Here is a 25,937-nt window from a genome sequence, read left to right on the forward strand (position 1 = left end):
ATTAGTAATAGTAAGTTGGATTGTTTGGTATTCCATCAAACAAAATTAGAACGGATACTTGGATTTATTAAGATATACATCAGAAATAATTGGAATATTGTTTGCCGGGGTTTTAACAGCTTTAGCTATAATATTTGGTTTTTTACGTTATGAAGAATTTGAATATGGAGATGAAGGTTTAGAAAATATTAAAAAATACTTTAATAATTTGAAAAAAGATTTTCAATGCATTTTCGTATGTTTTATAATAGCTATTTTTATTTACATTGCAAATCCACTATTATTTATAGATTCAATATTAGAATTTGAAAATATAAATGAAATTCATTTATTTATTCAAACGTTTTTTGAATTATTTTTAATTACTGTATCATTGTCATCAACTTATGATGTAGTAACTGGCTTATTTGAAATAAATGATATAAAATATAAAAATTTTGAGAAGAAAAAGAAGGAGTAATCCTTTTCGTGATGAAAGGATTACTCAACCTTTTTTTCTTCCTCAGGCACGAAATCATTCATTTTGCTCTGCTTGTCACAGTAGCATTTTTCGCCCGGAATCGGGACGGGATAGAGTTCGTTGATGCAGCCGAGACAAAGTCTGCTTTTGTCAATGCCGATGGCTTTGACAAGTCCCTCTGCGCTGAGGTAGCCGATTGTGTCGGCGTTCACGGCGGCGCAGATGCCTTCGATTGTTTTGTGCGTTGCAATCAGCTCGGCACGGGTCGGCATGTCAATGCCGAGGTAGCAGGGCGCGATAATCGGCGGACTTGCGACGCGCAGGTGCACTTCTTTGGCGCCGGCATCTTTAATCATGTCAACAATTCTGCGCGATGTCGTGCCGCGGACAACGCTGTCATCAACGAGAACAACGCTTTTGTCTTTGAGATTTTCGCCGATTGTGTTCATTTTCAGACGGACGGCCATTTCACGCATTTCTTGGTGCGGGAGAATGAAAGTTCGGCCGATGTATCTGTTTTTCATCAGGCCTTCCAAATATTTAATTTCAGATTCGCGGGAATACCCGATGGCGGCCGCAATTCCGGAGTCGGGGACGGGTGATACGATGTCTGCGGCAGCGGGGTGTTCGCGCGCGAGTTCGTTTCCGATTCTTTCGCGGGCGGAATAAACAAGCTTGCCGTCAATGATTGAGTCGGGGCGGGCGAGATAAATATATTCAAAAACACAATGGGCGGCAAAACTGTCGTCCGTTGTCATGATGCTTTCGACTTCACCGGTTTTCTTGAAAATCATAATTTCCCCGGGTTTGAGGTCGCGGACGAGTTTTCCTTTAATCGTGTCAAGCGCAACGCTTTCAGAAACCGCCGCATAACCGCCTTCAATTTCGCCGTAGCAGATCGGTTTGTTGCCGATCGGGTCGCGCACGGCATAAAGGTCGCCGTTGATCATAATTGTGAGCGCGTAAGAGCCGAGAATGCGTTTCATGACGGATTTTAATGCGTCAACGGGTTCGGATTTGAGTAATTCTTTAACCAAAAGAAGGCCGATGATTTCGGCGTCGAGAGCTGTTGTAAAAATGCGTCCCTCAGATTCAAGCTCATCTCTGAGTTCTTCGCTGTTCACCAAATTACCGTTATGAGAAATCGCGATTGTGCCGCCTTTGAAATTTAAAACGAAAGGCTGGCAGTTTTCAATATTTTGAGTGCCGTATGTTGCGTTTCGGACATGGCCGACACCGACATAACCGACGATATCTTGAAGCGTGTCACGGGAATAAGCTTCGGAAACAAGCCCCATACGTTTGATAGATCTCGGTTTTGTACCGTCAAAAACAACAATGCCGGTTGAATCCTGACCGCGGTGCTGCAGCGCGTAAAGCGCATAATAGAGTTTAAAAGCAACAATATTTGTCGGCGGCGCAGGGTCATGAATAATAACACCGGCAACGCCACATTCTTCCTTCAAATTTATCACCCATTTATAAATTCAAACTTAAAATTCAAACTTAAAGTTTTATTATTTTCATTCAAGCTTTATGAAATAATTAGCGGTTAAAAACAATACTTATTTTTTTGTTTTTTGTTTGTATTGTTTTTTTGTTTGTGCTGTTTTTTATTTTTGCAGCTATCGCGCTGTTTTTACAGCCGTCGCGCTGTTTTTACAGCCGTCGCGCTGTTTTTACAGCTGTTGTGCTGTTTTTACAGCTGTTGCGCTGTTTTTACAGCTGTTGTGTTGTTTTTACAGCTGTTGTGTTGTTTTTGCAGCTGTTGTGTTGTTTTTACAGCCGTTGCGTTGTTTTTAAAGATGCTGCGTTGATGTTTGAAAGCCGCGGACCAGACAGCCGCCGCTAAAGTCCGGTTCCGAAGAAAAACAGACAAGCGACTGCTGTATAAATGCGGATGAATAATGTAAACAAAAAAGAATAATTCGTAGTTATATTTTAAGTTATTTTTCATTAATGTTCATATTAAAAAACGGATAAATGAGACGGAATTTGTCATGATTTTCAAAAATTATTCAAAAATTAACACAAAAAAATTCAAAAAAGCGAAACTGTAAAGATTGAAAATAAAACAAGAATAAAATGACAAATCGGAATTATTCAACGAAAACCAATCTCTTTTTGACCGCAATCAATCCAAAAATATTTCTGCAATTCTGCATGAAAGTTAAAAAATCAATAAAAGAAATTAGGAGGTGATAAAACACCTCTGTTTTAAAATCCTCACTTTCGGGATAAATCCCTTGGTAGAGTACACCACTTTTTCCATTCTCACTTTCGGAATGAATTCCTTGGTAGAGTACACCATGATAGAGACATAAATCTCTACTTAATCAAAAATAGGAAACGAAATTAAATATATGTTTCGATTTTTTCAAAACCGAAAAAAAGGTGAACTTAATCACCGTTTAATTTGGACTTTCTGACCCATTTGTAGTCTCTCATTTTTGCGGATTTTCCGAAACCGCATGCAACACACTGTTTGGTGTGGATGTTAAAAGATGTGCTGCCGCATCTTCTGCATTTCATATGTGTGCGTTTTTGTCTCTGGCCCATTGAGGGCGTACCTTTAACCATTGCTTCTTCACCTTTCTAAATATGTCAATTAAATAATGTATGATTTGAATGAATTTGATAAACACAGGATTAATGATATAAAATCATCGGCTGAAATCAGCGCGCCTCCTCAAATTATTCGGGAAACGACTGCGTCTGTTTCAGCGAAAAAATTGAATAAAAAAGATCGGCTGAGCCGATACTTTAAATCAATCGGAATAATCAGGGTGACACGTAAACGATGTTGTCCCCTCTGACAACAAGACTGGAATATTTTCTGACGCTGACGCCATCTTTTAATTCTTCCGCATTGTCGAGGACGAGATTCATGTGAATGTCGTAGCCTTTCAATTCTCCTCTGAATTCACGACCGCCTTTCAGGCGCGCAATAACCGGCTTGTTCAAAGCCTCATTTAAAATGTCAAGAGGTCTGTTCGTCATAAGTATTACCTGTTTTGTTGCATCGGGCGCAATTGCGCCGCGTTAAATTTTGAGCCGCCGATAAAACCGGTGAGGCTGCCACCATTTAAGATCCGCTTCATCTTTAAAGACGGCGGACTGTAATTTGTTTAAGAACAAAATTAAGATATTTAAACATATTGTTTCAAGATGTTTTTTTCAAGAAGAACACAAACATCTTTTATCATTATCACCTATTACAGATAAAAATATTGTCTTTTTTACGGGAGTGACTTTTTTGCAGACACATTCAAAAACAAATGAAAATATCAAAAACGGCATCAATCAAAATAATCTCACAGCAAATACCAAACCAAACGGAAATACCAAATCAAACGGAAATCTCAAATCAAGCGGAAATCTCAAACCAAACGGGAATACCAAACCAAACGGAAATCTCAAATCAAGCGGAAATATCAAAATGAAAAAGAAATGCGTGATGACAATTGCCGGAAGCGACTCCGGCGGCGGCGCGGGCATTGAAGCGGACCTGAAAACATTTTCCGCGCTCGGCGTTCACGGAACCTGCGTGATTGCTTCTGTCACGTCTCAAAACACAACCGGCGTCCAGGCCGTTTTTGATATTCCGATTGCGCATATCGGCAGTCAAATTGATTCCGTCTGTTCCGACATGGAGATTGCTTTTGCCAAATCCGGAATGCTGTCCTCTCCCGAAATCGTTGAGTTTGTTTCTCAAAAAGTCAAAGAATACAATTTATCACTCGTTGTCGATCCCGTGATGGCGGCCGAAGCCGGCGGCGAGCTTCTCAGAAAAGATGCCGTCAAGATGATGGCTGACGCGCTCCTTCCGGTTTCTTACGCCGTAACGCCCAACATTTTTGAAGCGGAAATCCTCTCCGGCATGAAAATCAAAAATGCCGACGATGCAAAAGCGGCCGCCGTTAAAATCGCCGAAACCGGCGTGAAATACGTGATCGTCACCGGCGGTCATTTGGATGCCGAAGACATTGTTTATGATTCCGAAAACAAAGAATTTACATTTTTGTCGGGAACGTTTGTTGAAGGCGGAACGCACGGGACGGGATGCACTTATTCTTCCGCGCTCGTTTCTTACCTGGCGCGCGGGTATTCGTTTGATCAGGCCTGCATGTTTGCCAAAAAATTCGTTGTCGATGCGATTCTTTATTCCGAAAGCATCGGCTCGGGCGTTGCGCCCGTCAATCCCGGCCGCGCGTCCGTCCTTCTCGCAGAACGCGCCGCAGTGATTGAAAACATATTGGCGGCGTGGGAACTCTTAAAAGAAGATGACATTTTCCCGCAGCTGATTCCGGAAGTCGGAACAAACATTGCCATGACGCTGCCCGACATTTTCAAAGCGTCTGTTCATCCGGACGATTACGCTTCGGGAATCCAGCCGCACCGTCAAATGACATCCGCCGACAAAGCGGACAAAATCATCGGCGCCGACGGCTTCGGTTCTTTTTCTTCAGCCGCGGCCGCGTTTCCCGGCCGAATTCATAAAGTGAAAGATTTGACGGGCACAAAATTATCCGCCGAAAATCTCGGCTATCCCGTATTCGGTTCCGGCTCGAATTTGGCCAAAGTCATCAAATCCGCCCAGGATTTTGACGAAACAATCCGCGCCTGCATCAATTTAAAATACGCCGAAAAAACCGTCAAACACTGCGCGCAAACAGGATTTTCCGCAGGCGTTTTCAGCCGCGCCGACGAGCCCTGCAATTGCGACGAAAGCAAAGAATGGGGAACACTGTCAGTCATATTTGAAAACGGCGAAATCGTTCCCGACATTATTTATGAAAACGGCGGCATCGGTAAAGAAGGTGTCATTCGTGTTTTCGGAACGGACGCGGTAGATGCGGCAAACAAAGTTCTGATGATTTGCAGCGAAATCCGAAAGCAGAAGTGAATCATTATTGGAAATATTATTGGAAATATTATTGAAAATATTAGGTAATTATTCGAAATAATATTTGAAATAATATTCAAAATATTATTCGGAATTTAAAAATCAGAAAAACCGAAGTCGGTTTTTCAATTCTTTTTTTAATGTGTGCGGCTCGCGCGCGGACGGCGGCAATGCGAAAAGCAGCAGAAGCTAAGTCTGCAAACAGGCAACTGTATTTACAGAGTCGGTAAGGCAGCGGCAGCAAACAGAAACAGTAAGGTAATCTGTGCCCACGCTCGCGTAGCGAGCGGATGTGCTAAAAATAAGATGATACATATGAAGACGCTGCCGGCGTTGCGTACTGACGGTACTGTGCGCCGGTATGCGGCAGCCGCAAACACAATGCAATTCAATCAAAAGTTGAAAATTTATCACAATTTTTTCGTCATGTAAGTGCCGTCGAATTCATACCCGTATTTTCGATAATATTCGCGGACGCCGATGCCGCTGATCACTGAAATCTTTTCATAGCCGCCGTCTGCGGCAATTTCTTCCGCTTTTTGAATCAATTCTTTGCCGTAACCGCGGTGCTGCCAGGAGCGGTTGTTGTCGGCCAGCGGGGCGGACAATGTGCCGGCGGTCTCGCCGAGCGGCGTTAAAGAGCCGTAAACGTGAAGTTCTCTGATGAGTGCCGTGTTCTGAAGTTCGGGGCGGTGCGGCGCGTTCGGGAAGCGCAGGCGAACGAAGCCGATGAGAACGTCGGCTTTCAAATCTTCGAAAGAAATGAAATGTTCTGTGCCGCCGCAGCATTCGTAGGATTCGACAAGAAGCCGGATGTTTTCGGGGCTCGGGGGATTGTTCTTTAAAATGTTGTGGCCGACTTCGCGGCAGCGGATGCATTTGCACTTTCCGCCGCGGGCGTGAAGCAGATGTTCTGCAAGTTGCCGGACATTGCTTTTTTGGATGCCTGCTAAAATTTGGTCTGCGGGAATGTCGCGCTGGATTCTTTGAAGGCGCGTCCATTTCGGCAGCATTTCTTTGATTTTGGAAACCAATTCGGGACCGTTTTCATCGTTGAGCGGAGAATATTCACCGTCTTGCCACATTTCGCAAAGCTTTGTTCCTTCCGTTACCAATGTCGGGTAAATTTTCAAATAATCGGGTTTGAAATCGGGATTTTCAAAAAGTTCTTTGAAACCTTCAACGTCGCGGTCAAAATCCGTGTCGAAAAGGCCGGGCATCATGTGAAAGCCGACTTTAAACGCGCTGTCGCGCAGGCGGCGGTTGGCATCGGCCGTTTCTTTAACCGTATGCCCGCGATTCATTCTTAGAAGTACGTCTTCAAAAACACTTTGAACGCCGAGCTCCACTTTCGTTCCGCCGAGCTTTAAAAATTCGTCAATATGTTCCTCTTTCGCCCAATCGGGACGCGTCTCAAGCGTCATTCCGACATTTCGAACATATGCCGTTTCATTCGCTTTTTGAACATCTTCGAGCAATAAAAACGGATAAACGGTTTCGGATGAATTATAATTCGGGATTTGGGTTCGCCACAGCGGAATTCCGGCTTCGTTCACGGGCGCGTCATGATCGTTCATCGCTTCCAGACAGCGTTTGACAAACCATTCTTGATAATCAACAGGCCTTGCCGAAATCGTTCCGCCCATGACAATCAATTCCGCTTTTGAAACGTCGTGCCCGATTGTGTTCAGCTGCTTCAGCCGGGAGCTGACCTGCGCGTACGGATCAAATTGGAATTCGAATGCGCGCATGGCTGCCGGCTCGCGTCCCATGTAGCTTTGCGGCGACGCGAATGAAGAGTCGGGGCCGCCCGGGCAGGGCAGGCATTTGCCGTGCGGGCAGGGCGCAGGCGATGTCATTGCCGCAATCACGGCAACGCCGGAAATGGTCCGGACCGGTTTTCGCTGGAGCACGTCGCGGACGGCTTTTTGCTCGTCCGGATTTCCGCGAAGAATAATATCGCCGTTGCTCGGAAGCGTTGAAAGTTTGTATTTTTTGCACACTTTTTTCTTCATTTTGGCGAGATCTTTTTCCGTTTCAAATTCACCCGCAACGGCCGAGAGAAGAATCTCGCGGCAGGCGGCATTGAATTTTTCATCGGCGTCATTAAATTCCTGATAACTCATTTTTTCACCAAAATCAAAAAAACGGCGCAAAAAAGCGCAATCGTTTAATAATTAAGAAACGGAATTATTGTCATTCATATAAAAGATATATAAGTTCTGTCGCTAATTAGCCGTTGACAGATTTAAATGATGGTAATTTTTCAGAAATCATTTCAGAAATCATTTCAGAAATCATTTCAGATTATTATTTCAGATTATTATTTCAGATTATTATTTCATATTAATTATTTCAGATTATTTTAAAATGAATCTTTCAAAGGGAACAAAATGAAATTCGGCATTGAACTCGTCCCGAACGAACCTGTCTTTAAGATTGCCGCCTACACGAAATTGGCGGAAGAGCAGAGTTTTGAATATGCGTGGATTACCGACCACTACAACAACCGCGAGGTTTATTCAACGCTTTCCGTGCTGGCGCTGGCGACAAACAAGATTAAAATCGGCGCGGGCGTGACAAATCCGTATACCCGAAGTCCTGTGATGACGGCGGCAAGCATTGCGTCCGTCAATGAAATCGCGGGCGGCCGCGCGGTTCTCGGAATCGGTCCGGGCGACAAGATGACGTTTGAAGCACTCGGTCTTGCGGGGGAAAAACCGCTGACGGCGGTTAAGGAAACGGCAGAGGCTGTCCGCGAACTTCTGACGGGGAAAAAAGTCACGTACGAAGGCAGCACGGTCAAGCTGAAAAATGCGAAACTGGATTTTGCCGACCCGAAGAAAACGGGCGTTGACATGAACATTCCGATTTACATCGGCGCACAGGGACCGAAGATGCTTGAGACGGCCGCCGCTGTCGGCGACGGTATTTTAATCAACGGATCGCATCCGGATGATTTCAAAGCCGCCGCAGTCCAAATCCAAAAAGGCGCGGATGCCGTCGGCAAAAAGGCTGAAGAGATTGATGTTGCCGCATATACGTGTTTTTCAATCGACGATGATTTGGACAAAGCGTACGCGTCGGCCAAACCTGTGACCGCGTTTATTATTGCAGGCGCTTCAGATGTTCTTTTAGAACGCCACGGCATTTCCAAAGAAAGCAAAACGGAAATTGCGGAAGCGATTTCAAAGGGCGATTTCAAAGGTCTTCAGACAATGATTACCGATTCAATGGCGGACCGCTTTGCGGTTGTCGGCGATTTTGACGAATGCATGAAAAAAGTCAAAGAATTGGAAAAAGCGGGCGTGACGCAAATTGCCGCGGGATCGCCGCTCGGCCCGAACAAAGAAAAATCAATTAAGCTCATCGGCAAAATGATTGCGGAATTTAAAAATCAGGCATGAAGTCAAAATAAGTAAGAATAAGCAAGAATAAACAAAATAAACAGAATTTTAAAATAAACCAAAATCAGAGGAGACAATAATGATTCGCGCATTTTATGTCGGCCGTTTTCAGCCTTTCCATTACGGTCATGAAAAAATTTTAAACACGATTGCCGAAGAAGTCGACGAAGTTGTCATCGGAATCGGAAGTGCTCAAAAAAGTCATTCGACGCATGACCCGTTTACGGCAGGCGAGCGCATTGAAATGGTTTTGAAATCGCTTGAGAATTTCCCGATCCGTCATTACATTATTCCGCTTCAGGATGTCGAATACAATGCGCTTTGGGTGTCGCACGTCAAATCCATGTCTCCGAAATTTGACGTGGCTTATTCCAACAATCCGCTTGTCATTCAGCTTTTTACGGAGGCAGGCATCGAAGTCCGCCGCACGGCAATGCACGAGCGCAGCATTTATTCCGGAACCGCTGTCCGCAAATGCATGGTTGAAAGCAAAAACAGAGAGTGGGCAGAATTTGTGCCGTCGACCGTTGCCGAAGTGATTGATGATGTCAGCGGAATCTGTCGAATTAAAAGACTTGCCGGAAACGATGACTGAAACACTGATTCTAAAACGATGACTGAAAACGATGGCTGAAACGATTTCAGACATCTTTTCTTTTTCTTTTTCTTTTTTATTTTTATTTCGATTTTTATTTTTATTTCAATTTCTATTTCGATTATTTTTATTTTATTTCCTTTGATGCTGTTTTTATAACTCATTTCGTTGTCTGCCAACGATTGTTCGTGCAGTAACTGCCTGTTCTGCAGCTGTTGCCGGCAGCATAGATTGCGTTTCCATTTGCATCATCTTATTTTTAGCACATCCGCTCGCTACGCGAGCGTGGGCACAGATTACCTTACCGTTTCCGGTTGGCACTGCTGCCTTCAGTTTTCCGTTTGGTACGGCTACCTTCAGTTTCCGTTTGGCACTGCTGCCTTCAGGTTTCCGTTTGGCACGGCTACCTCCAGGTTTCCGTTTGGCACAGATTACCTTACCGTTTCCGTTTGGCACGGCTACCTTCAGATTTCCGTTTGGCACTGCTGCCTTCAGGTTTCCGTTTGGCACTGCTGCCTTCTGGTTTCCGTTTGGCACTGCTGCCTTCAGGTTTCCGTTTGCCGCCGCTATCTGCTGATCTTGTAAATACAGTTGCCGACTTGCCGGCCTGTCTGCTGCTTGCCGCCGCCTGCCGCCGCCTTCCCGCGCGCGGCTCGCCGACTTTTAAAAATGATTGATAATCCGATCCCGTTTTTTGATATTTTTGATGTTATTCACTCACCGGAAAAAAGAAAATAGAAAAAGAAGAACCCTGAGGATGAAAAATTAAAATGAAGTTGTCAAATCAATCGACTAATTCGCTCCAATCGTTCTGGCCGGGGACGTATTTCATTAAGATCGGATTTTTTTCTTCCATGTAATCTCCGACATCGTCGTCGCCGTCTTCGTAAACAACGGCGCCGTCGTCTTCGAGGGTGTCAAGGACGTCGGAAATCGGGAAACAGCCTGAAAATGTGCGGACGGCGATGCTTTCGGCGGTCACGTTCATTTTTTCCATGAGGGCGCTGTAAATGTTGAATTCGTCGTCGTAGAGGGCGTGAATCAATTCTTTTAAACAGCCGGCGGTTTTTTCGATATCCATCTCGGTTGTGTTGATTTCATAAATGCGGCGGCAGTAATCAAAGCAGTCGCAGAGGACGACGTCAATGGATTCGGCCAGGATGTTTTCCATGATTTTTTTGTCGGAATAGCCGCGCTCGTTCAGTCTTTCTTTGAGCGTGTTCGGGTGCGTCCGCAGAACAACCGACAAATCGCATAAATAATGCGCCAGATGACTTTCCACCAGCAGGACCGGCAGAAATTCCGGAGATTTGTGCAAATCTTCAAGCTTTAAATTTTCCAAAAAAACTTTTTGATTGAATTCGCGGCGAATCTGCTGCTGATATTCAAAAACCGCTTCTTCCAAAGCATCCATGTCAACGACATCGCAGTCTCTTTCATCGTCGCGTTCGGACGGGATGTTGTACCGGCGGATAAATTCCGTGATGTGAAGAATACGGTACCCTTCGGATTCGAGCTGTTTGGACACTTCCGTTTTTCCTGTGCCGGGAGTGCCTGTCAATGCGATTGTCAGGAAGGGAGGAAATAAAATATCAGTCATATTATACCACTTTAATGAACCCATTTTACGTTTTGGACGTTTTTACCAACCGTTTTTGCGAAACAAACATTCCGCGTTTTTTGGCGGAAATTTTGAATCATTTTGTGAAATAAACAATAATTGTTTTTATGAAATAAAGTTAATTGTTCTTTGAAACAATTTTTGAATGTGTGAAACATTTCGAAAACATTTCGGAACAGTTCGAAAACATTTTGAAATAATCCAAAAACATTTCGGAACAGTTCGAAAATTTCGAAATAATCCAAGAACATTTTGAAACAATCCGAAAAATTTCGGGATAATCCAAAAGCATTTTGAAACAATCCGAAAATTTCAGATAATCCAGAAATATTTTGAAACAATCCGAAAATTCGGGATAATCCGAAGTATTTTGAAACAATCTGAAATATTCGGAAACAGTCAATAAATTTAATCAGAATAATGAAATTGACATTATTCCTTTATTTCTTTTTTGCCGAATGTTAACCTTTGTCCGGGAGAACATTTCCGACTTCTTTTTCATATAATCTGACGGCTTTCGGAGCGCCGGCAAGCAGTTTCATAATTCTGTTGTAAACGCTCGGCGATTTGTCGGCGTCAATGGATTCTGTGATTGTTTTGAGTGCGCCGACCAAGGGAATATAATATTCCTCGCTCATGAAATCAATGATTGAAAACGCATTCAAAAGGCCGACCGTGCTGTATTCGTTAACGGCCGACAATCGAATAATCGTTTGCGTCAGGAATTCCAGGCCGTCGGGCGTCTGCAGCGAATATTTTCTGTTGCGGGCAAAGGCGCCGTAGAGCGCGCGCTGATCATTGGCCTGCTCAATGCGAAACATCGGGTCATTCTCAACCATTTTGACCAGTTCCAAACAGTCGGACGCGTCCGTGCTCGCAACGGCGGACAGGAAAGCTTCCCAGGCGACGAGATCTTTTTTGCATTCTTCCATGTAAATCTGCGTCAAATCCCGCTTTTCCGGCGCCGAGCTGTTGAGCCATGCGGCAAAAGCGGCGGCACGGTCTGTCGCGTTGACAGCCGTCAAAAATTGGCGCTTAATCAGCGCGTGAATTTCGGGCGTGTCCAAAACCGCCAGCAGTTTTAAAGCATTGTTTTTCACCTGGCGCTGTTTAATTTGGCCGGCTTTCAGGCGCAAAGAACCGCGGACGGAAAAGAGTTTCTCATCTTCGGGGTCATGCGTTTCGGAATAATCGTCGTAAATGATCTTAATCGAATTCTCATGCGCTTTGACAATGGCTGTCTGAAGTCTTTTCCGGACATCATAGAGCTCTTTGTAACGGCAGGCGTAAGCTTCATCGTCGACGGATTCAAAAAGCGCCAGGAAAAGACTGCCCGTCATTTCCAAAAGCTTTTGGTCGCACAGCAATTCATGATACAAATCCAAATATTCCGGAGACGGCACCGCATCTTCTTGATGCAGCATTTTCATTTTTTCAATGTCCGTCAACGTGTAAAACGCCAGCCAGCGGCCGACAATGTCTTTGTCTTTTTTCGCCTGAATAAACAGCTCTTTAAGCAGTTCTTTGACGTCCCCGTCCATTTCGATTTTGCCGTAGAAAGATCCGCCGCGGTTCAAAGAAACGAACGCGGGCTGATCAACATCTTTTAACACAATTTCTTCGTCGCGGCGCTGAACGAAAAAGATGTCTTCGTGAATGATTTTGCCTTTTCGGTCGCAGAGCGCGTATGAAAACGGAAATTGCCAAGGCTGTTTCGTGTACGGAACTTTCTGCGTCAGCTGCATTTTGAATTCGCCCGACGCGGCGTCGTAGGATTTGGAAACGGCCAGCGCCGGATAGCCGGTCTGATGCAGCCAACTGTTGGACATGCGCATCAGCGGCATGCCCGAGACGACTTCCATTTCATGAATCCAGTCGAATGTGCGGGCGTTTTTGTGACTGTATTTGCGGTGATACGCGTCCAGGCCGCGCGCAAAAGCGCCTTCCCCGATTAAGGTTTCAACCATCCGGACAAATTCGGGCGCTTTGACATATGTGACGGATGTAATCAAATCGTTGGGATCGTTGAATCCGTCGGGCAGAACCGGCATGGATGACGCGCTCGCGTCCAGCGCAAATGTTCCGGAAACCGGCGCATAAAGGTCCAGAATTGTTTGAAGGCGCGTGTATTCGTCGCCGAAGAAATAAGCGTGGAATTCGTTTTCGATGAGAACGGTCACGGCTTCGTTGAGCCAGATTTCAAACGGGCTGCTGCCGGTGACTTCAGATCCGTTGATGTTGTGATAATATTCGTGGGCTTTGACGTCGGCCATGTATTCGAAGGCGCCGTCGAGCATGTTTTTGGACGGCATAATGCGGTTGGTTGTGATGGTCGTGTTGCCGACGTTTTCCATGCCGCCGAAGTCGGAATTCTGCATGCCGATTTCGCGGTAGACGGTGCCGGTGTATTTGTAGCCGAAGGCAAGGCCTTTTGAAAGTTCGGCGATTTTGTCGCGGACGGCGGACAGATTGTCCATCGTTTTGTTGAGATTATCGGGATTGATGGACGCGGAATTGAGGTTGTGCTTCAAGTGGTCACGCAATTTTGTGAGGTCAAAAATCTGCTTTTTGATGTCCACGTCTTTGTGACTTTCGGGACCTGTAAAGAGGTAAACCCACATGACCGCATCCTGCAGAATGTCAATGGATTGTTCGGCATAATTTTTATCCGAACCCGGCGGGATGAGGAGTTCCAGATCAAAGCAGTGGTCGTCGGGATATTCAAATTCCCGGACATATGTATCGTAAGTGCCGACGCCGAGGAAAAAGAGGTATGTTGCCATCGGCGTTTTCATATTTTCGTAAACGATTTCGTCGCGCGAAAGTCCGGTTCCGGAATCCGCGGAAACGATTTTTCGGGGAACGGCGATGTCTCCGTTTGTGATGATGTTTGTGTAGCGTGAATCGGCGCGAACGGTTGTTCTGTAAGTGCATTTGGCGGCCATGTCGTCAATGCAGGGCACGAGTCTTTGGAATCCCCACTGCTGGCACTGCGTAATTTGCTGCGGCGGCGCTCCTGCCGGTGTTTCGTCGTAATACAAGCCTTCCAGGAGATTTTTCGTCGGGCGGCAGACGGTTTTGGTCACGATTTCAACATTTTCATTTCTTTGAATCGGCGGATTGAAGTAAATATCCAAATAAGCATCCTTTTGCCGATATTCGTATTTTTCCAAGTTCGGCGCCGCAACGTCCAAAATTTCCAAATCGCGGCAGTTCAGCGAAACCTTGTCCGCCGGAGAATCCGTATTTTTCAAAAATAAATGAGAAGTGACAACCGTGTGATCGTCAAAGACACCAAAATCCAAATCCATGTGAAGGACACGGAAATTGAGTCGGCCGAAATCTTCGGGATAATATCTGTAAAGTCTTTCTTTCATGACAGTGATGAATGTTTTACGGGTATTAAAATTTCACTTAAACGTTTGGAAATGATTTAAAAAAACAAGGGGTCATTTTGGGATCTTTTTCAAAAAATCGGGTTCGGATTTTGATTTGTTTTAAAATTTGTGCGGTTCGCGCGCGGCAGCGGGGATGCGAGCGGCAGCAGCAAACAGGCCGGCAAGTCGGCAACTGTATTTACAGAATCGGCAAGGTGACAGCGGCAAACGGAAATCTGAAGGTAGCAACGGCAAACGGAAATCTGAAGGTAGCAGCGGCAAATGGAAACCTGAAGGTAGCCGTGCCAAACGGAAATCTGAAGGTAGCAACGGCAAACGGAAACCTGAAGGTAGCAACGGCAAACGGAAACCTGAAGGTAGCAACAGCAAACGGAAACCTGAAGGTAGCAACGGCAAACGGAAACCTGTAGGTAGCAACGGCAAACGGAAACCTGAAGGTAGCAACGGCAAACGGAAACCTGGAGGTAGCAACGGCAAACGGAAACCTGTAGGTAGCAACGGCAAACGGAAACCTGAAGGTAGCAACGGCAAACGGAAACCTGGAGGTAGCAACGGCAAACGGAAACCTGGAGGTAGCTGTGCCAAACGGAAACGGTAAGGTAATCTGTGCCCACGCTCGCGTAGCGAGCGGATGTGCTAAAAATGAGATGATGCAAATGGAAACGCAGTCCATGATGCCGGTGGCAATCGGCAGCAGCAGTCGGCAGTAATCAACAATGCAAACCAACTGAATTTAAATACAAACCGTGAAAAAACAGCATGGGTATTAATTGCATAGCTTAAAAAAAGAAGTTTGTAAAAAAGAAGTTTGTAAAAAAGAAATCTGTAAAAAAGAAATCTGTAAAAAAGAAATTTGTAAAAAAAGAAATTTGTAAAAAAAGAAATTTGTAAAAAAAGAAATTTGTAAAAAAGAAATTTGTAAAAAAGAAATTTGTAAAAAAAGAAAAAGAGATTGACGGAATAATCAAAATTATTCCATCATCAAATCGGCGCCGCGAAGCATAACTTTTTTCGCGATTTCCGGATCTCTTTGAATTCTTCCTCTCTTTCTCTGCTCGGTTTTTCTTTCCTTTTTATCGCCGTCATCGGAATCATCTTTTTCAATTCCGAGGACTTCGTTCTGCTTGGCGGTCAGGTTTTCTTTGATCGTTTCAATCGCGTCAACCAAAACGACTTTGTTGTCGTAGGCTTCCACAATTTCCCATAAATCCGCTTCATTCATGTTTTTGAACTCGGGAATCATGTCAATCATGTTCGGAAGCGCGCGCTTCAAGTTGTCAACAATACTGACATGCGCCGACTGCGCGGTTCTTGAAAGCGGATTTAAGTCAACCGCGATGACCAGTTTTTTCATGTCTCCCAAAACCTGACAGCGGTCGCCGTCTTCGAGCGGCACGAAAATAACGTCGGCATCATAAATTCCTTCGCGTTCGACTTTGGCGCGTTCATGTTCGAGCGGGAGCAAAGGTTCGGCGTTTTCACCGAGAACAACATCCGCGCCGTTTTCTTTAAGCTCGGCGATGATTTTTTGAATGCGTTCTTCAGTTCTGTGGAACAAATTGACTTCCAGTTTGGCGCCCGTCAGCTGCGAAAGCGTGACAAGCTCCGCCGGCGCCAATGCCGCCGCGTTGCCGTTGACGGAAATCACCGGATTTTCCGCCAAAAGAAGCAAACAAACGGCGACAGCCTCGGCATAATTTGCGCTTTCAATCGTCTGTTCGCCGATTAAATAATCAAAAGCTTCGCCGCGGCCCTGCGCCAAAAGTCCCTGGCGGCTTGTCATTCCTTTGTCGACGCCGGCATTAATTTGTTCGCGCGTCATCAAAGATTCATAACGGGGATGGTTTTTCGGAATTTCAGTCATAATGTCACTTTTTTGATTTTGAATTTGAAAATTTGAAATTTTAATTTGAAAATTTGAAATTTTAATTTGAAAATTTGAAATTTTAATTTGAAAATTAAATTAAGATATTTTGGATATCTGATTGAGAGTAAAACCGTTTCACCTTTTAAAATGATTCGTTTGTAAAATTGAAAGTTCAAGATTCAAAATTGGGGAATTGAAACTTTAAGATAAAATAAATATCGTTTTTCTTCAAATTTTATAAAGCCCGAACTCCGTTTTTTAATATTTTTATTTAATGGAAGGGGGAGTTCGGGTTTGAGTTTTTTAAAACCGATATTTATTTTCTCTTTATTTTAAAGAAAAGTCCATGTACGACCGCAATTCAAGATTTTGTGAACGAAGTGAGCAAAATCGAAGAATTGCGGGTTATACCAAATGTTTCTATTAAATTTTTACAGTTGTTTTTCTGTTGTTTTGTTTTAACTGGCGGTTTTTCGTTTTAATTGAAGTCATTGGGGAAATCTCCAATTCTCATTTCATTCGCTACGCTCATGAAACTTGAAACTTCGTTTCAAGTCCGGTTCGCCGCTTCGCGCCGCCCGGAACTCGAATTGGAGGTGGTTGTTTTGGTTTTTCTGTAATAATTTCAGAATCGAAACATCAAGTTTTTTCAATTTCACAAAAATTGAACTCCGTTTTTTGATTGATTTTCTCTCCGGTTTTTGTTTTTTCGGGTTTATCGGGAGTTCGGGTTTGTATAATTTTCAAAAACCGATGTTTCGGTTTGGAAGATTTTGAAAAAGTTAAATCAAAAATAGCAAACGAATCAAAAATAATAAACGAACCCAAAATAACAAACGAATCAAAAATAAGAGAAATGAATCACAGAAAATATCAAAATAACTAAAAATAAAAAAGAAATAAAATCTGACAACTCGTCAGACTTTATTCTCGGCGAACCCTTCGATCAAAACTTCAATCTGCACCGGCGGTTTTTGCGGGTCGTAGATCATTTCTTTGGTTTTGACATGGATTTCAACATCGTTTTCTTTGATGTCGTTTTCTGCCATGTATTTGTAAATGTCTTTTTTGGCGTACGTTTCAGCATACTGAACGGCGCCGTTTTTGTTTGAGAAGGAGCGCTGGCCGTCGTTGGTGTACACGGTGTAGCGGATTGTCCAGTCGCCGTTTTCTTCTTCTTTGGATTCGACGTCAATCCGGGTTTCAATGCGCCTTGCCAGTTTTCCTGCGAGACAGCCGACTGCGTTTCCGACCGCGTAATGTTCGGGCGCAATAATCTCTGCGTCTAAAAATTCTTCCAGCTCGGGAATGAAACAGCGGACCGGCGCGCCGATTAAAATGATCGGAATGTCGATTTTAAATCTCATGTAAGAATCGCCGGCCGAACTGCTGCCGTATCCTTTGCCGAATTTGTCCATAAATGCATTCAATTCCTCGCGCGAAAACGTATCGTTTAAGAACAAAACCGTTTCAACCGCCATAATCTTTGCAAACTTGCGCTTCATGAAACGGCAGAAATCTTCTTTGGCCATGCTGAAAATTTCGGCCAGCTTGCGGGCGCCGAGCTGCGCGGCATCCGCGTCCCACTCCTCAAATTCGCCCGTCACGTGAAGCACATCCGTCGGCGTAAAGCCGATTAACTGAATCAAACGCTTGTTGACAAGCGCTTCAATGATTTCAAACTGAATTTCCCCGCCGAAATCCTTCCAATCCAAATCGTCGGCAAAAACCGGGACGCTCGGAATTTTCTGATACACTTTTATCTCTTCCGGCGACAAATTCACGGCTTCATAACCGCTTTTCAGCAAAAGCGTCGTCTTTTGGAAAAACTCGTTCAAAGACATGTTGTGCGGCGTCCAATGATTTTTAATCGTTTCCGAAAGTTCGGGATACATTATCGCCGCGCGGCACAGCGGAATCACACGTCTCGGGCCGATTTTGACAGACGGCGCGCGGGCTTCCAAAATATTTCCCGCGTCCACCCAAATATGACTGTCACCGCCGGCAGCAATCGTTTCCATCTTAATCGCACGCACTTTTGTTTTCCAGCCGCCGACCGTTGCCCCGAGATCCGAAATCTGAGGAATGCCGTCCTCAATCATCGAAACATCCGTACTCGTGCCGCCGACATCAATGGCCAGACACGTTTCTTTTCCCGATAAAAACGAAGCTCCGAGAACACTGGCCGCAGGTCCCGAAAAAATTGTTTCGACCGGCCGTTCCATGACTTCCGAAAACATCGCAACAGCGCCGTTGCATTTAAGCATCGTTGTTTTCACATTCATTCCGCGGCGTTTGGTCTCTTCCGCCACGGCCTCCAAAAACATGCGCGCAACCGGCAAAAGCGAAGCGTTCAAATACGCCGTCACACCGCGCTCATAAGCCCCGAGCGCGTGCGCAAGCTCATAGCCGCAGACAACCGGATATCCCGTCAATTCATGAATCAAACTGCGCGCCGCTTTTTCATGATCCGGATTTAAAATACTGTAAAAAGAAGAAACCGCAAAAGCCGACACCTTATCCTTGACGGAAAGAACATATTCGCGGATGCCGTCCAAATCCAGTTCCTCGTTTTCGACGCCGCGGTAATTGTGGCCGCCCTTGACGACAACACAATTGTCCCTCAAATGTTCGGGCACTTTCTGCGTGCCGATTAAAATGAGCGCAACCGGCGCGCCGTTCTTTTCCAGAATCGTGTTGGTCGCAAACGTCGTTGAGACGGACAGCAATCTTGTCTGCTTCAAAATCTCGGGATCCAGCTTGTCCAAAACATCCTGAATGCCGCCGAGCGGATTCGGGTAAGTGGTCAGAGCTTTTTCAGACTGCAGGATTCGGTGATCATCCATATTTACCAAAGCCGCGTCCGTATATGTGCCGCCCGCATCAATTCCTAATGAAATATTGTTTGACAATAAAATCAACCTCCGAAAATATTGTTTGACGGCAAACGTTTTCATGTTCAATTCCCCCGAAATGAACAAATTGCCGTTTTTCTTTTCAGATTCTTTTCAAAATGAAATTCAATTTGATACTTTTGGATACTTCTGAAATCATTTTTGAAAACGTATCTCTGAAAATATAATCTAAATGGCGTTTCACCGAATTAAACCTTTTTCAGAAAATTTCCGTTCTTTTACAAAAAGCAAAAATAAAAAACAAAAACAAAAAGCAAAAACAAAAATAAAAAACAAAAAACAAAAATAAAAAGCAAAAACAAAAAACAAAAATAAAAAGCAAAAACAAAAATAAAAAGCAAAAACAAAAAATAAAAAACAAAAACAAAAAATAAAAAACAAAAAACTCGGCTTCATTTTTTAATAAAAAAGATTATCGCAGAGCGAATTTATATAATATAACGGTTGGTATATACTTTTATGAAAGCGTGCATCATGTGCGGCGGGACGGGAACGCGTCTTCGCCCGTTGACATTCAAGCGGCCCAAGCCGATGATTCCGATCTCCAACAAACCGTCCGTGCTTCATCTCATTGAGCATTTGTCCAAGGAGGGTTTCAATGAAATCGTCATCACACTCGGTTATAAAGGTGAAGATGTCGAACAGGAACTCGGCGACGGCAGCGTTTACGGCGTTCACATTGATTACGTTTATGAAAAAGAAAAGCTCGGGACGGCCGGCAGCGTTAAGAACGCTCAGGAACTGCTCGGCAACGAACCGTTCATTGTGGTCGGCGGCGATCACGTGATGACTTTGAATCTTCGGGAAATGTTTCGCTTCCATCAGAATAATGACGCGGACATTACAATCGGTCTTCTCTCAATTGATGATCCGAGGGAATTCGGTATCGCTGACATGGACATTGACAACAGGATTCTGCGCTTCTTTGAAAAGCCCAAGGCCGGGGAGATTTTCAGCAATTTGGCAAGCACCGGCATTTATGTCTGCAATCCTTCCGTTTTTGATAAAATCCCGTCGGGCGAGAAATTCGATTTTGCCAAAGATCTGTTCCCCGCAATGCTGAACAGCGGCGAGCGCATCAACGGCGTTTTGGTCCGCGGCAAGTGGACGGATGTCGGAAGCGCGGCCGCTTACCGCGACGCTCAAAAGTGGATGCTGGACGATATGAACGAAACGGTTTTGGAAGGCAATTTTATTTCGAACGGCAAAATCCAGGGACCGCTTCATGTCGGAACCGGCGTTTCAATCGGCGGTAACTCTTCGCTTGTCGGTCCGCTCGTCATCGGCGAAAACACGACAATCGGGGAACGTGTTTTGATCGGCCCGTATTCCATCATCGGCCCCAACTGCGTCATCGAAGACGACGTCAAGATTCTTTCATCCTACGTTTTTGACGGCACGAAAATCGGCAAAAAAACAACCTTGTCCGGCGCAATTGTCGACAGCGATTCCGCCGTCGGCGCCGAATGCAGCCTTGAAAACGGAACAATCATCGGCCCGAATTCCAAATTGGAAGACGGCGCAACCATTCATTCCGGCGTCAAGCTCTGGCCCGAGACAGCCGTTTCAAAAGGCGAAAATGTCAAAAATGACATCCTAAACGAAAAGTACGGGACGGATGTCAGCGGATCATAATCGGTCCGCTCTTAACAATCATAAACAATCATTAATGAAAACTTATAAAAACGGAAACAAAACTTTAAAGGCATAAAAATAAAAAAAATAAAACATAAAATAAAAAAGAAACAAGATTAAAACAAAAAACGAACCAAAATAAAAACAAAAAAAGAATCAAAATAAAAACAAAAAAAGAATCAATAATAGAAACAAAAAAACAGCATAAAAATCAACTAAAAACAATACAAAAACAACACAAAACGTTTAAACAAATATAAAACGTGTAAAACAAACACAAAACAACACAAAACAAAAACAGCAAAAACGGGAGAAAAAAATTCAAGGCGGCAGCAGGAAAATGGTCAATTATAAAAAATTATTTTTAATCAGTCTGGCAATCAGCGTGATTTCAGCGGTCGCCATCATTTTCCTGACAACCGACGCGCAGACGATTGAGACTCTCAAGCAAATCCGCCCCGAATTTATTGCTCTGGCATTGCTTTTTCAAATTGTTTCCTATGTGCTGACCGCCCGCAAAACCAAGTTTTTGCTGCGCTCTCTCGGCTATCAGATTCGAACGCGTCAGGCGCTTGAAAATGTGCTGACCGGCATTTTGCTGGCCTCATTGACGCCGTCTTCTGTCGGCGGCGAGCCTGTCCGAATTCTTTTGCTCCGGAAAAATGCGAAAGTCCCGGTCGGGAAAGCCACGGCCGTCATTTTCATGGAACGCTTTCTGGATGCGTTTTTCATCTTCTTATGTTTGATTCCGTCCATGTTTATTCTCCGGTCATTTCTTTTAAGCGGAGAAGGCAAAAGCCTTTGGGGCGTTGACACGCTTTTAATTATCGGCATCGCCTGTTTGTTTGTTCTTTTGGCCGTTTTAATTTATTCTATCATCAAACCGGAATTCGCCAAAAAAATCGTCCGCAAAATCCTGATTTTTGCGGAACGCAAGGCACCGGAAAAATACAAACCCAAAATCAACAAACTGATTATTTCGTCCGAAAATGAAATCGATTTGTTCCAATCCAGTTTCAAACGGTTTGTTTCCGTCGGAAAACTGAATCTGATTGTTGCGGTTTTTTACACCGTTCTTTACTGGACGGTTCATTTCTCGGTTCTCTGGCTGATTCTTCTCGGTTTAAATGTTCAGCCGGATTTGAAACTGCTGTTTGCAACACAGATTGTGCTTTCCATCATCATGATTATTCCCGCAACGCCCGGCGCCAGCGGCATTGCTGAAATTGCGGCTTATACGCTTTATTCTCTCTTCATTCCGTCATCGCTTGTCGGCGTTTCTGTTTTGGCCTGGCGCTCGATTACTTATTACGTGAACATTATTGCCGGCGCTTTGGCTTCTTTAAAAGTGATCCGGAAATACGGCATCAACGCGTTCGGTTCAACGGAAACCGAAATGGAAATCCTGGATTCAGACAGCCGTTAAAGTTTCGGCGGCCGGCAGAAGGTAATGTTAAATTAAATCCAAGTTAAATTCTAAATTAAAATCTAAAATTTAAAATCCGAATAAATTTCAAATCAAAATGTGAAATTAACGGAAAAGGACGGCGGAACCTGTCATTTCGGTGATACCTTTTTATACAAAGTCAAAATAAATATGGCGACATCACACTTTTTCATATTTTTAATTTTCATGTTTTTATTATTCCTGCGTGGTCAGCAGGCAAAAAATTATTGGTGGATCTAAAAAAATGTACGTTAACAGCAATTGTGTCGGCTGCAGTCAGTGTGTTGCGTTCTGCAAACACGGCGCCATTATTGCCAAAGGAAGGGCAACGATTACGGACAAATGCAAGGAATGCGGGGTTTGCAATTCTTACTGCCCGATGAAAGCGATTCAGCCCGGACAGGTGGTTTAAGATGACGGAAGAAATTCAAAACCGACAAGATGAGCAAAATCAACAAAATCAGCAGAGTCAACAACAAAACCGGCAAAAGAAAGCAATTGTAATCGGCTCCGGCCTCGGCGGTCTTTTGACGGCGGCGCAGCTCGGGAAAGACGGCTGGTCTGTTGATGTTTATGAAAGACTCTCTCTCATCGGCGGCCGTTTCGCAAACATTGAATACGACGGCTGCCAATTGTCAACCGGTGCGCTTCATATGGTTCCGCACGGCGTTAAAGGGCCGCTTGCCACAATGCTCCGCGAGCTCGGGGCGGATTTTGAAATTGTTCAGTCCGATCCGATGGCAATTGTCCGCATGCCGAAGAATCCGGAAGATGCGGACTACAAAAATGGCTATGAAGATATTTCTTATTTGGATTTCAAAAAGCATCTGACATCTAAAAACAAGCTGATGATGGTTTTGCTGACATTCGGCTTTAAAATCGGATTGATCCGCCCGAAAAAAACAGGCTTTAAAACCTGGTATTCCGAATACATTCAGGATGATCGGATTGACCGCTGCGCCGACTCTTTTGCCGGCTGGGCGCTCAGCACGACGGCCGATGAGGTCACAACCCGCGAGATGTTTGAAATTTTCCACAATGTTTACAGATACGGCGGACCGGGTATTTTGGTCGGCGGCTGTCAGACGGTGATTGACGAGCTGGTCCGGATTGTTTCTTTGTACGGCGGCAAAATCTGCACCGAAACGGAAGTCACAAAGATTATCGTCAAAGACGGAAAAGCAGCGGGCGTGATTGCCGGCGGCAAAGAGATGGCGGCTGATTTGGTTATCAGCGACATCGGTCACAAAGAAGCTTGGGAAATCTGTGAAATTGACGGCGTCGAAGGCGAATCCGCGTCTCACGTTCTTGCGCTTTCCTCTCCCGTTTTTAAAGAGTATGAAGACAAACTTGCCGAAATGAAGCCTTCGGCGGGCTTAAAGATTTGTTTTGTCTCGGACGAACAGATTCTGCCCGACGGCTGCAGCCTGATGCTGACGCCGTACACGCGCAGAATAAACGGCCTGAACGAAGTGACCAACGCCGATTCCGGCCTTGCGCCGCCCGGCAAGCATTTGGTGATGTGTCACCAGCGAACGGCGCTTGACAGATTGAGCGCGATTGATGAAGAAATCGAACTCGGTCTCGAAGATGTCAGGGATTTGTTCCCCGACAGAAACATTGACATTTTAATGGTTCAGGTTCACCACGGCAGATGGCCGGTCAACCGCGCCTTTTCGGGAACGGATTTCGGAAACAAAACACCGATCTCGAATTTGATTGTTGTCGGCGACGGCGCAAAAGGCGAAGGCGGCATTGAAATCGAAGGCATTACGCTCGGCGTCCGCGACGCTTTGAAAATCATCCGGTCTCAATTTTGAAATCGAAATTTCAGAATGAAGGGCCGGAATTGAAACAAATTCGAAACAAACAATTCGAAATTGAAATAATTTAAAAATGAAAAGAATCGGAGTACCCGAATATGAAACGCCGTCCGATTACTTATTCCAAAAATATTTTTATTCCCGTTACGAATGTCTGCCGCAACAAATGCGCTTACTGTGGTTTCCGGCGCCCTGCCGAGCACAAAGACGCGTTTCTGATGACGGAAGATGAAGTCATTTCCATTCTGAAGCGGGGCGCTGAGGCGGGATGCACGGAAGCGATGTTCGCTTTCGGGGAATCTCCTCAAGATAATCCCGAATTTGAGAAGCGTTTTGGAAAACAGCTCAAAGAGGCCGGTTTTGAAAACACGATTGAATATACGGCGCATTTGTGCCGCCTGGCTTTGGATTGCGGGCTTCTGCCGCATGTGAACGGCGGCGTTCTTTCTTTTGACGAACTTCAAATGCTTGCGCCGCTGAACGCGAGCATGGGGCTGATGCTGGAGACGACGGCCAATGTTCCCGCGCACAAGGACTGTCCGGGAAAAGTGCCGGCGGCGCGCCTGGAAATGATTGAAAATGCGGGACAATTGGGAATGCCGTTTACGACCGGGATTTTGATCGGCATCGGGGAAACGCGCAATGATTGGATTCAATCTCTTTTGGAAATTCAAAAGCTGCATGACAAGTACGGTCATATCCAGGAAATTATTCTGCAGAATTACACGCCGAATTCAGGCCAGGCCAATCCGATTTTTGATTTGAGGCCGCCGTCAAAAGAAGATATGGTCGACTTGATTGTTCTGACAAAAAATACGCTGACGCCGGACATTTCAATACAGGTCGCGCCGAATTTAATGTCGCCGCTTGAACTGATTCAATACGGTGTGACGGATTTGGGCGGCATCTCGCCGGTAACGATCGATTACATCAATCCCGAATCGGCCTGGCCGGAAATTGAAGGGCTGACAAATCTGTTGAATTCAAAAGGATATGAATTCAAAGAGCGGCTCCCCGTTCATCCGCAGTTTGTGAAAAAGGGACGGTACGGCAGCGAAACGAAAGAGCTGATCGAGAAGCTGGCGGATGCCGACGGTTATCGGAAAATTTGAAACAACGGTTGAATTTTTCAGTTCATTTTTAAAAAATGAGGCGGCTCGCGCGTGAACGCGGCATCGTCAAATTCAAAAAAAAGCAGAAAAACCGAAAAAACAAAAAAACCGAAAAAACAAAAAGACCGAAAAAACAAAAAATATAAAAAATACAAAAAACAAAAAATACAAAAAAACAATACAAAAAAACAATACAAAAAAACAAAAAATACCGGAAAAACAAAAAATACGAAGTGAAATAATGAATAATTCACTTCTTCGGCATATGTTTTTCAACATAATCTTTTAAAATCACGACGTGGTTGTACACGGGATCTTTGGCGGCGTAAACAAACGTCACGTTTCCTTTTTTGAGATGATCGGCGACGGTTTGAATAAAGTCGGGAACTTTCGGATTTGCTTTCAGCTCTGTGAGATATTCTTCTTTGAAATGCGGGAACAATTTCGGGTCGTGGTGGAATTCTTCGCGGATGTCTGTTGTCGGGGTGATGTCTTTGGCCCAAAGGTCAATTTGAGCGCGTTCTTTGGCAACGCCGCGCGGCCACAATCTGTCAACAAGAATTCTGTATCCGTCGTCGTCCGATACGTCGTCATAAGCACGTTTCAATTGTATTTCATGAGTTGTCATTTTTTAAACTCCGTTTTTATATAATTGCTTTGAATAATTAATACACTCAATTATATAAATTTGTACTTTCACCCCGCACGGCAATACCGCTTATATTTTGTTTTCTTAAATTTTCTCACAATT

At 44.6% G+C, this 25,937-nt stretch carries 21 protein-coding genes and 1 pseudogene; 11 read left to right on the plus strand and 11 right to left on the minus strand.

Going from position 1 to position 25,937, the window contains the following annotated elements:
- Window positions 1-58: 58 nt before the first annotated feature.
- Window positions 59-460 (plus strand): hypothetical protein, encoded by a 402-nt coding sequence (locus tag MmiAt1_RS00585; RefSeq protein ID WP_318784974.1) that lies wholly within the window; start codon window positions 59-61, stop codon window positions 458-460.
- A 20-nt stretch (window positions 461-480) separates the two neighbouring features.
- On the opposite strand, the gene purF is transcribed toward MmiAt1_RS00585, so the two are convergent.
- The gene (purF, locus tag MmiAt1_RS00590) at window positions 481-1,926 is read right to left on the minus strand and encodes an amidophosphoribosyltransferase (protein WP_318784975.1); all 1,446 of its coding nucleotides are present in this window, start codon (window positions 1,924-1,926) and stop codon (window positions 481-483) included.
- 131 nt (window positions 1,927-2,057) lie between these two features.
- Between purF and MmiAt1_RS00595 the strand changes: the two genes are divergently transcribed.
- Window positions 2,058-2,312, plus strand: a complete 255-nt coding sequence (locus tag MmiAt1_RS00595; protein WP_318784976.1) for a hypothetical protein — start codon at window positions 2,058-2,060, stop codon at window positions 2,310-2,312.
- Window positions 2,313-2,860: 548 nt separating this feature from the next.
- On the opposite strand, the gene MmiAt1_RS00600 is transcribed toward MmiAt1_RS00595, so the two are convergent.
- Together MmiAt1_RS00600 and MmiAt1_RS00605 are read right to left on the minus strand one after the other, a co-directional pair.
- Window positions 2,861-3,040: a 50S ribosomal protein L37e gene (locus MmiAt1_RS00600; RefSeq protein ID WP_318784977.1), complete on the minus strand. Its 180-nt coding sequence runs from the start codon at window positions 3,038-3,040 to the stop codon at window positions 2,861-2,863.
- 201 nt (window positions 3,041-3,241) lie between these two features.
- Complete coding sequence (locus tag MmiAt1_RS00605) at window positions 3,242-3,460, minus strand: LSm family protein (protein ID WP_316560135.1); 219 nt, start codon at window positions 3,458-3,460, stop codon at window positions 3,242-3,244.
- Between the two features lie 256 nt (window positions 3,461-3,716).
- On the opposite strand from MmiAt1_RS00605, the gene thiD reads away from it, so the two are divergent.
- A complete protein-coding gene (thiD, locus tag MmiAt1_RS00610) occupies window positions 3,717-5,366 on the plus strand; it encodes a bifunctional hydroxymethylpyrimidine kinase/phosphomethylpyrimidine kinase (protein WP_318784978.1) in 1,650 nt (549 codons plus the stop codon).
- A 189-nt stretch (window positions 5,367-5,555) separates the two neighbouring features.
- On the opposite strand, the gene MmiAt1_RS00615 is transcribed toward thiD, so the two are convergent.
- Window positions 5,556-5,681, minus strand: coding sequence for a hypothetical protein (locus MmiAt1_RS00615; RefSeq protein WP_318784979.1), 126 nt, complete (start codon window positions 5,679-5,681; stop codon window positions 5,556-5,558).
- A 95-nt stretch (window positions 5,682-5,776) separates the two neighbouring features.
- Window positions 5,777-7,492: a tRNA uridine(34) 5-carboxymethylaminomethyl modification radical SAM/GNAT enzyme Elp3 gene (locus MmiAt1_RS00620; protein WP_318784980.1), complete on the minus strand. Its 1,716-nt coding sequence runs from the start codon at window positions 7,490-7,492 to the stop codon at window positions 5,777-5,779.
- A 267-nt stretch (window positions 7,493-7,759) separates the two neighbouring features.
- On the opposite strand from MmiAt1_RS00620, the gene mer reads away from it, so the two are divergent.
- The 3 genes from mer to MmiAt1_RS00635 all read left to right on the plus strand — a co-directional run bounded on the left by mer (window position 7,760) and on the right by MmiAt1_RS00635 (window position 9,953).
- Window positions 7,760-8,773: a 5,10-methylenetetrahydromethanopterin reductase gene (gene mer, locus MmiAt1_RS00625; RefSeq protein WP_318784981.1), complete on the plus strand. Its 1,014-nt coding sequence runs from the start codon at window positions 7,760-7,762 to the stop codon at window positions 8,771-8,773.
- 79 nt (window positions 8,774-8,852) lie between these two features.
- A complete protein-coding gene (locus tag MmiAt1_RS00630; RefSeq protein WP_318784982.1) occupies window positions 8,853-9,368 on the plus strand; it encodes a nicotinamide-nucleotide adenylyltransferase in 516 nt (171 codons plus the stop codon).
- Between the two features lie 243 nt (window positions 9,369-9,611).
- Window positions 9,612-9,953: a hypothetical protein gene (locus tag MmiAt1_RS00635; RefSeq protein ID WP_318784983.1), complete on the plus strand. Its 342-nt coding sequence runs from the start codon at window positions 9,612-9,614 to the stop codon at window positions 9,951-9,953.
- Window positions 9,954-10,152: 199 nt separating this feature from the next.
- Here MmiAt1_RS00635 and MmiAt1_RS00640 read toward each other — a convergent pair whose 3' ends face one another.
- The 5 genes and pseudogenes from MmiAt1_RS00640 to MmiAt1_RS00660 form a co-directional block, all read right to left on the minus strand.
- Complete coding sequence (locus MmiAt1_RS00640) at window positions 10,153-10,968, minus strand: adenylate kinase family protein (RefSeq protein WP_318784984.1); 816 nt, start codon at window positions 10,966-10,968, stop codon at window positions 10,153-10,155.
- A gap of 482 nt (window positions 10,969-11,450) precedes the next feature.
- Window positions 11,451-14,366 (minus strand): M1 family metallopeptidase, encoded by a 2,916-nt coding sequence (locus MmiAt1_RS00645; RefSeq protein ID WP_318784985.1) that lies wholly within the window; start codon window positions 14,364-14,366, stop codon window positions 11,451-11,453.
- Window positions 14,367-14,455: 89 nt separating this feature from the next.
- Window positions 14,456-15,043: a hypothetical protein gene (locus MmiAt1_RS00650; protein WP_318784986.1), complete on the minus strand. Its 588-nt coding sequence runs from the start codon at window positions 15,041-15,043 to the stop codon at window positions 14,456-14,458.
- Window positions 15,044-15,498: 455 nt separating this feature from the next.
- Window positions 15,499-16,251: pseudogene (locus tag MmiAt1_RS00655) on the minus strand (4-phosphopantoate--beta-alanine ligase); the annotation flags it as partial.
- Window positions 16,252-17,171: 920 nt separating this feature from the next.
- Window positions 17,172-19,166 (minus strand): hydantoinase/oxoprolinase family protein, encoded by a 1,995-nt coding sequence (locus MmiAt1_RS00660; protein ID WP_318784987.1) that lies wholly within the window; start codon window positions 19,164-19,166, stop codon window positions 17,172-17,174.
- Window positions 19,167-19,628: 462 nt separating this feature from the next.
- Between MmiAt1_RS00660 and MmiAt1_RS00665 the strand changes: the two genes are divergently transcribed.
- The 5 genes from MmiAt1_RS00665 to cofG all read left to right on the plus strand — a co-directional run bounded on the left by MmiAt1_RS00665 (window position 19,629) and on the right by cofG (window position 25,186).
- Window positions 19,629-20,804, plus strand: a complete 1,176-nt coding sequence (locus tag MmiAt1_RS00665) for a nucleotidyltransferase family protein (protein ID WP_318784988.1) — start codon at window positions 19,629-19,631, stop codon at window positions 20,802-20,804.
- Window positions 20,805-21,144: 340 nt separating this feature from the next.
- Window positions 21,145-22,230 (plus strand): lysylphosphatidylglycerol synthase transmembrane domain-containing protein, encoded by a 1,086-nt coding sequence (locus MmiAt1_RS00670; RefSeq protein ID WP_318784989.1) that lies wholly within the window; start codon window positions 21,145-21,147, stop codon window positions 22,228-22,230.
- A 265-nt stretch (window positions 22,231-22,495) separates the two neighbouring features.
- Window positions 22,496-22,663, plus strand: coding sequence for a 4Fe-4S binding protein (locus MmiAt1_RS00675; protein ID WP_318784990.1), 168 nt, complete (start codon window positions 22,496-22,498; stop codon window positions 22,661-22,663).
- 1 nt (window position 22,664) lies between these two features.
- Entirely contained in the window at window positions 22,665-24,071 is a 1,407-nt protein-coding gene (locus MmiAt1_RS00680; protein ID WP_318784991.1) for a phytoene desaturase family protein, read from the plus strand.
- Window positions 24,072-24,172: 101 nt separating this feature from the next.
- A complete protein-coding gene (gene cofG, locus MmiAt1_RS00685; RefSeq protein ID WP_318784992.1) occupies window positions 24,173-25,186 on the plus strand; it encodes a 7,8-didemethyl-8-hydroxy-5-deazariboflavin synthase subunit CofG in 1,014 nt (337 codons plus the stop codon).
- Window positions 25,187-25,436: 250 nt separating this feature from the next.
- Here cofG and MmiAt1_RS00690 read toward each other — a convergent pair whose 3' ends face one another.
- Window positions 25,437-25,814, minus strand: coding sequence for a DUF488 domain-containing protein (locus MmiAt1_RS00690; RefSeq protein ID WP_318784993.1), 378 nt, complete (start codon window positions 25,812-25,814; stop codon window positions 25,437-25,439).
- Window positions 25,815-25,937 lie beyond the last annotated feature (123 nt).

It is taken from the genome of Methanimicrococcus hacksteinii, assembly GCF_032714515.1.
Classification (GTDB): Archaea; Halobacteriota; Methanosarcinia; order Methanosarcinales; family Methanosarcinaceae; genus Methanimicrococcus; species Methanimicrococcus hacksteinii.

What these genes read in the sequence shown, in the direction of transcription:
- MmiAt1_RS00600 (WP_318784977.1), bottom strand. Translation starts at nt 3,040, where the DNA reads ATGGTTAAAGGTACGCCCTCAATGGGCCAGAGACAAAAACGCACACAT.
- MmiAt1_RS00605 (WP_316560135.1), bottom strand. Translation starts at nt 3,460, where the DNA reads ATGACGAACAGACCTCTTGACATTTTAAATGAGGCTTTGAACAAGCCG.
- MmiAt1_RS00615 (WP_318784979.1), bottom strand. Translation starts at nt 5,681, where the DNA reads ATGTATCATCTTATTTTTAGCACATCCGCTCGCTACGCGAGCGTGGGC.
- MmiAt1_RS00620 (WP_318784980.1), bottom strand. Translation starts at nt 7,492, where the DNA reads ATGAGTTATCAGGAATTTAATGACGCCGATGAAAAATTCAATGCCGCC.
- mer (WP_318784981.1), top strand. Translation starts at nt 7,760, where the DNA reads ATGAAATTCGGCATTGAACTCGTCCCGAACGAACCTGTCTTTAAGATT.
- MmiAt1_RS00630 (WP_318784982.1), top strand. Translation starts at nt 8,853, where the DNA reads ATGATTCGCGCATTTTATGTCGGCCGTTTTCAGCCTTTCCATTACGGT.
- MmiAt1_RS00640 (WP_318784984.1), bottom strand. Translation starts at nt 10,968, where the DNA reads ATGACTGATATTTTATTTCCTCCCTTCCTGACAATCGCATTGACAGGC.
- MmiAt1_RS00645 (WP_318784985.1), bottom strand. Translation starts at nt 14,366, where the DNA reads ATGAAAGAAAGACTTTACAGATATTATCCCGAAGATTTCGGCCGACTC.
- MmiAt1_RS00665 (WP_318784988.1), top strand. Translation starts at nt 19,629, where the DNA reads ATGAAAGCGTGCATCATGTGCGGCGGGACGGGAACGCGTCTTCGCCCG.
- MmiAt1_RS00670 (WP_318784989.1), top strand. Translation starts at nt 21,145, where the DNA reads ATGGTCAATTATAAAAAATTATTTTTAATCAGTCTGGCAATCAGCGTG.
- MmiAt1_RS00675 (WP_318784990.1), top strand. Translation starts at nt 22,496, where the DNA reads ATGTACGTTAACAGCAATTGTGTCGGCTGCAGTCAGTGTGTTGCGTTC.
- MmiAt1_RS00680 (WP_318784991.1), top strand. Translation starts at nt 22,665, where the DNA reads ATGACGGAAGAAATTCAAAACCGACAAGATGAGCAAAATCAACAAAAT.
- cofG (WP_318784992.1), top strand. Translation starts at nt 24,173, where the DNA reads ATGAAACGCCGTCCGATTACTTATTCCAAAAATATTTTTATTCCCGTT.
- MmiAt1_RS00690 (WP_318784993.1), bottom strand. Translation starts at nt 25,814, where the DNA reads ATGACAACTCATGAAATACAATTGAAACGTGCTTATGACGACGTATCG.